5 protein-coding genes are annotated in these 5697 nt (G+C 47.7%); 1 reads left to right on the top strand and 4 read right to left on the bottom strand.

Annotated features, from left to right (window positions below; genetic code table 11):
• Positions 1–265: hypothetical protein (locus tag ALQ04_RS27075; RefSeq protein ID WP_221033410.1), on the top strand; the 265-nt coding region annotated here is incomplete at its 5' end.
• Between the two features lie 431 nt (positions 266–696).
• Here the strand turns inward: ALQ04_RS27075 and ALQ04_RS18285 are convergent.
• The 4 genes from ALQ04_RS18285 to ALQ04_RS18270 all read right to left on the bottom strand — a co-directional run.
• Positions 697–2682: an ATP-binding protein gene (locus ALQ04_RS18285; protein ID WP_122317154.1), complete on the bottom strand. Its 1986-nt coding sequence runs from the start codon at positions 2680–2682 to the stop codon at positions 697–699.
• Positions 2683–4242: 1560 nt separating this feature from the next.
• Entirely contained in the window at positions 4243–4536 is a 294-nt protein-coding gene (locus tag ALQ04_RS18280; RefSeq protein WP_122317153.1) for a type II toxin-antitoxin system RelE/ParE family toxin, read from the bottom strand.
• Positions 4526–4765, bottom strand: a complete 240-nt coding sequence (locus ALQ04_RS18275; RefSeq protein ID WP_122317152.1) for a type II toxin-antitoxin system RelB/DinJ family antitoxin — start codon at positions 4763–4765, stop codon at positions 4526–4528. The genes ALQ04_RS18280 and ALQ04_RS18275 overlap by 11 nt, the downstream gene beginning before the upstream one ends.
• Positions 4766–4983: 218 nt before the next feature.
• Positions 4984–5697: SDR family oxidoreductase (locus tag ALQ04_RS18270; protein ID WP_122317151.1), on the bottom strand; the 714-nt coding region annotated here is incomplete at its 5' end.

The raw sequence follows: 5697 nt of genomic DNA, 5'->3' as shown, positions 1-5697 counted from the left end.
ATATAGAACTGAACTTCTTCAGAAGAAAAATGATCAAGTAAACTCTATAAAAAAATTTGTGAATGACAACCCAATCGGCACTAACTACAACTTCAGCTGGGCTGAAAGAATAGTATCCATAGGAGTATTACCAGATACAGAATGGATCTGGTCAGAAGAAGAAGAATATTGGATCGACATCCATCGTGAAGTCCCAATCATCCTCAGCGTCGAAGAACTATTCAAAGAACTGAAATGGATTGAGAGGTCGAATGTAAAAAAGTAGATTAAACTACAAAACTCAATATCCCCCCTATCGCACTAGGCTGTCCGTCTTCAGTGCGGTGACTCGGGTACATTTGAATTACCCCGGGGCTTGGATGCCTGCAAGTTTGCGAGAAAAGGGGGCTGATTTATTTTCTGAGAAGTAAATCAGTCCCCTTTTCTGGTCCTGCCATTTTCTGAAATACCGCGCACCCCAATCGCGCCCTCGAAAGCTGAGATTTTGTGGAGCATGAAGCCATCTACAGAAAAGAATTCCGTGATGGCAAAGCATTATGAACTTGGATGAGATCTGGACTGTGGTCACCGATCTCTTCACCAAACCCGACGGCAGGGACCGACGACCCCACTCGTGTAAGTCGGCACAAAAACAGTGTTATTTCTGAGAGCGTGCACCACCCCGGTAGCCTGACTTTAAGAAGCCTAAATATGCGGCTAGGCGACCATTTCTTTCGGAGCATCAGAGGTTCTCACCGCAGCCACTATATCGTCTGCAGAATCATGCCTGCCATCAGTAAGCCGCTCCAATTCGAGTTGGAGATTTTTATTTAAAAAATCGTGTTTCAACTCAAATTCAGTAAAAATCTCACTCCATCTAAATGCGTACACCCGATACTCACCAATAAACATCAATCCAGGCTCACCATGATTTTTATGACTCTTTATCTGGCTTTCAATATAGCCAGTTGAGTCAAATTTATTTCCTATCAAATAAAATTTCCAATCCATATTGGATCCATTAAACTGATCAATCGATCTAATTACCTGGTAATAATCATAAACCTGATCAAACTCTTTCTTGCCCAGACGAATATTCGTAGGATGCTTTAACTCAAGAACAATGTTCTCTACTATGCTTTGCTTCTTCCCTTGCCTAACAAGGAACAAATCCATTTCTCTGTTTTTGCTCTCATGATCAACTGCGCCTTTACTATCTATACCATGCAGCAAATATGTATATCGGCGTAAAGCCTCTTCAAATTTTGGCTCAGCTGCGGTTAGAAGTTGGTACTCCTCACCTATAAGCCAGTAATTCTTCTCCATCATCTTCTGTAGATGCGGGACTTCTCCGGCATACATATTCGGATCGAATACCAGCTTTTTAAATTCCGCGACAGACTTATATCGGTCGCTTATCAACTCGATGGTGTTTACTATCGATGACATTTTGGTTGTCTGCAGTTGACGCGCAAAGCGCTCCCTCTCCCCTGAGGACAAATCCACTACACCGTCAAGTATTTTAAATAAATCCTCAACCTCACCGCTGTCAACAATTAAAGATATAAACCTTATGAAGGTCACCTTTTGAGTAGGGTTCAAATTGGAAAATATTTTTGGCTCTACCTGATAGAGTTGAGTAATGATCTCTTTTAAATCTTCATGCCGCGCTAGCTCCCAATTATTCTTCGAATTAAAATCAGGAAAGTAGCCTTTAGCCTCAAACTCTTCTACTAGTTTCTTAGCATGGTCAACAATGAAAGGTTTACGCTTACTTCTCAAAAATAAATTAATATTCTTTATCAGCTCCTTGAATTCCTCAGATTGATCCGTCCTAGAGGATAACAGATCAATTTGCCCGCCTTCCTTGCCAACACTAAAATCTTTGAAGTAATCACTCACCACAAAAACACTATGATAAAACTCATCACCTTTATTATTAAGGGTCGTCGGACGCGAGTACTTAAAGCCACCCACAAGATCTGAACAATAGAATCTGGAGAAATGGCGATTCAACTTTCTAGACCACCTTACAAACTTAACATCAAAGAGGTGATCAGCAATATTGAGAGTAAATTTCTCCGAATCACTAACGAGAGACTCACAGGGTATATCAGCGCCATTAATGCGAATCGCAAAACCTTGATCTCTTTTCAGTTCCAACAGCCATGCGAAATCCTTAATCAGATATGAAGTCAACTCATCCTTAATGTAAGACTCAGAGAGGCCGATAATATTTTCAAAACTAACACACGTGCCTACCTCTCTACCGGAAACTTTTTCCTCAGAGGAGAAGCTGTAGTTATCAATATCATCATCGCTTACTTTAATTTCATACTCATATACTTCATCACCGCTGGCATATCGGGTTCTCCATATTGCTTTTTGTGCAAAATGGAAAAAAGTCAAGCGCCCAAGGCCATTTTTACCATGTACAAGCGAGTGTTGCACCTCAAGATCTCTTTTTTCAGAAGATAGAATAGGCTTAAACTTATTCTCAACCTGAAGGTGTGGAATTCCCGATCCATTGTCCTGCACAGCGAGATATTTGACTCCCCCCAGATCATCAACTTCGTATCTAACATCAACAGAAGTCGCACCCGCATCAAAGCCATTCCATATATATTCAGCTACAGCCCTATAGGGCTTGATAGCCTTAAGCCTATTTTTAATCCCTTTTGCTTTGACTTCAACTTTGGCCATTATCCCCGCCTTACACTCTCACTGACATAGACAACATAGCACGACGTTATATGCGTGCAAATATAGCACCACCTTGAAGTCTTGGCCACACCTACACTTAACAACTACAACTTCGCCATCCCTCTCTAAGCATGTAGAAATACGCACCACTACATAAAAACGTAATAAAGTTGCGAAATTTAACAGTATTAATCTGCTGGGCGTACATTGTAAATATCTCCTTCGACTGCTTAAGTTGATCACACCCGGGAGTCCAGGAAGAAGAGAAGGATATTTTTAGAGATAGCCTAGCAATGAGCCTAATAATTAATGTATTAGTATCATAAGGTTACGTTCTTTTTCGACTCCTGGTGCCGCCCCATACGCAGTCCCAAGAAAGGCTCCTCGAAAGACGAACCTTTTGTATTTGTAGTAGTTTTTCGCGAATAAATTCGCTCCCACCCAAGCGAATTCGTACGCGCCCCATCGATCTGTAGGCCTCTCCTAAGCATCAAGAATACCCACAGCGACCGCTTGTAGATCCCGGCAACGGCAACCTTCCCGCCCTACCGCCAAACCAGTAACGAGGTTTAGTCGCCTGAAAATCGTCAAGCAAAAGCGAGCCCTTTCGGCAATCTCATAGATAACGCCTTTATCTCATGACCTCTGCTCTTCGCCTGAGTCATTCGCAGCCATCCATGTCGAAGAAATCCTCATTGAATGGGGCGACGTTGAACTGAGCCTCTGAAAAGCCAGGGTGTAGAGCGCTATGCCGTCGTTGATCAATCGATGAGCCAGGCGCTCTTGTTCCTGATCACGGAAGGCCACACATCGGGCACCATCCAGGCAGAGCCTGGCAGCAACACGGAAATGAGCCGCAGCTTCATGAGGTTTGAGGGACGCCAATCTGATCAGGTCGTGGGGTGGAAGACGGGACAGTAGTGAGCGATCAATCATGGAGGGAGCCTCCGTGATCGAAGTGCAGCAAGGTTTGACGTAATGGGCGGTGCCCGTGCGTAAAAGGGGGGTAGGCCATCATCCTTGTTTCCTCAGACAGGTTAAGGAACTGCCATCCACCGTTGCGACACGGACAAAGGGTGGCAGACCGTACGAGGGTCGCAAACCGGCGTCTGAGGAAACCGGCCAGACCGAAGTCTGCCCCGCACGGCCCGCCATAGAAATACGCTAGCCGGGCACTGGAAGCGCCAGCTAGAGAGCTATGGCACGAAACCGCGCCTCAGACACACATCAGGTTGCGACACCCGGCCACAGGATTGACTGTGGCGTGACTAGGCTAGCGGCAGGGTTGCAAATCTAGTAGTCGGACCACGCCCACGCAATCAACGTATGTGTCTTGTTGTTTCGTAGGGTTTTTCTGGCAGGCATTTCTAGCCAATACATGCCAGCTTCAGATAGCGCGGGAGAACGTTTAGCCATTGCGGCAACGGTTGAGACCCGGCAAAGCTCTGCAAACTTCTATCGAACGACCATAAACAGAAACAGCCTCGCCGCGACCTCCTAAATACAGCCACTGATTTTGAGAAGCCGTATCAATCGAGGCAGGACACCAGCCCAAGGCCTTTACCGGCTCACCAATCGCTCAGCGGCCTTTCGATAAGCCTGCTCGCGCGCTCGCTGGTCTACTGCCACCACAAACACCACGACTTCCTGGTCGATTACTTGATAGACCAACCGGTAGCCACTGCTACGTAGCTTTATTTTGTAGCAGTTGGGCAAGCTATGCAGACGGTTGGCTTCGATACGCGGGTTTTCCAGGACGGTAGCGAGTTTCTTTTTGAGCTGCAGACGCACTGTGTCACCCAGCTTTTGCCACTCTTTAAAAGCCCGCGCATCAAATTCAAGGCTATAGGTCATCCAATGAAACCTTTACCCGCTGGGGTGCCGCAAGCCGCTCGCGGACTGTAGCGAACAAAGCCTCATCATCCTCCGTCATCAAGACGGGCTTGAAAGGTAACTGGCCACGCTCTGCTACGTACTGCAAGGCTTGGCGCATCAGTTCGGAAGGGGTAACGCCAAGTTTTTCAAGTTCGCGGTAGGCTCGCGCTTTGAGATCGTCGTCGATTCGGACGTTAATGGACGCCATGGAATGGCCCTCAATGTAATGACGGTAGTCTTTACATTGGCTTAAAAAGAACATTTAGGCAACCTTGGTCACAACCCAACAGACCACTACCGTACTCCAAGCAAAAAGAAACAACCTCCTCACACAAAGCCGCCGATTTGCAGGAGATTTCTGAAATTTAGCATTTGGCGCGGCTAAAACTGGGCCTCACCCCAACCCGGCGACCAGGGCTCCTCCCCTCAATGATTCATAACCCGCGAAAACGCCGCCTGGTGCAACCAGCGCGGAGTCGCCCACATGAAGATCACGTTGATCTTGTTCACGACTCCCGGCACCACGCTGATCCGCCCCGCTTGCAGCCCACGAATGCCTGCACGTACCACCGGAGCGGGCTGCATCATCATGGCTTTCAAGCCCAGGGTGATTTTCTGTTGGGCGGCGCTGGCGAATTCGGTGTTGGTCATGCCCGGGCACAAGGTTGTGACTGTGACTCCATCGGCCTTGAATTCGCGATGCAGGGCTTCGCCCAGGCGCAGGACATAGGCTTTGGCGGCCGAGTACACGGCAAAATTCACTACGCCCTGGTAGGCGAGCATGCTAGCGATCTGGAGGATCTTTCCACGCTTGCGCTTCTTCATGTCCTGGCCAAAAAGGTGGGTCATGGTCGTCAGGCTGGTGATGTCGAGCTGGATCATCGCCAGCGCTGCATCCAGCTGGCTGTCGGCAAACGGGCCTTGCAGCCCATGGCCGGCATTGTTGATCAAGATATCGATAGGGATGCCGCGCTCATTCAGGTCGGCGTGGAGTTTCAGGACTTCGGCATGGCTGGCAAGGTCGACCTGTTCGACCACCACTTCTACGCCATATTTTGTGCGCAACGACTCTGCAAGGGTTTGCAGACGTTCCAGGCGGCGGGCAACCAGCACCAGGGGGTTGAGCTGGTCTAATGACCC

The organism is Pseudomonas cichorii (genome assembly GCF_003700275.1).
Lineage (GTDB): Bacteria > Pseudomonadota > Gammaproteobacteria > Pseudomonadales > Pseudomonadaceae > Aquipseudomonas > Aquipseudomonas cichorii_B.
This window is presented reverse-complemented; position numbering and strand designations above follow the sequence as displayed.

What these genes read in the sequence shown, in the direction of transcription:
- ALQ04_RS18285 (WP_122317154.1), bottom strand. Translation starts at nt 2,682, where the DNA reads ATGGCCAAAGTTGAAGTCAAAGCAAAAGGGATTAAAAATAGGCTTAAG.
- ALQ04_RS18280 (WP_122317153.1), bottom strand. Translation starts at nt 4,536, where the DNA reads ATGACCTATAGCCTTGAATTTGATGCGCGGGCTTTTAAAGAGTGGCAA.
- ALQ04_RS18275 (WP_122317152.1), bottom strand. Translation starts at nt 4,765, where the DNA reads ATGGCGTCCATTAACGTCCGAATCGACGACGATCTCAAAGCGCGAGCC.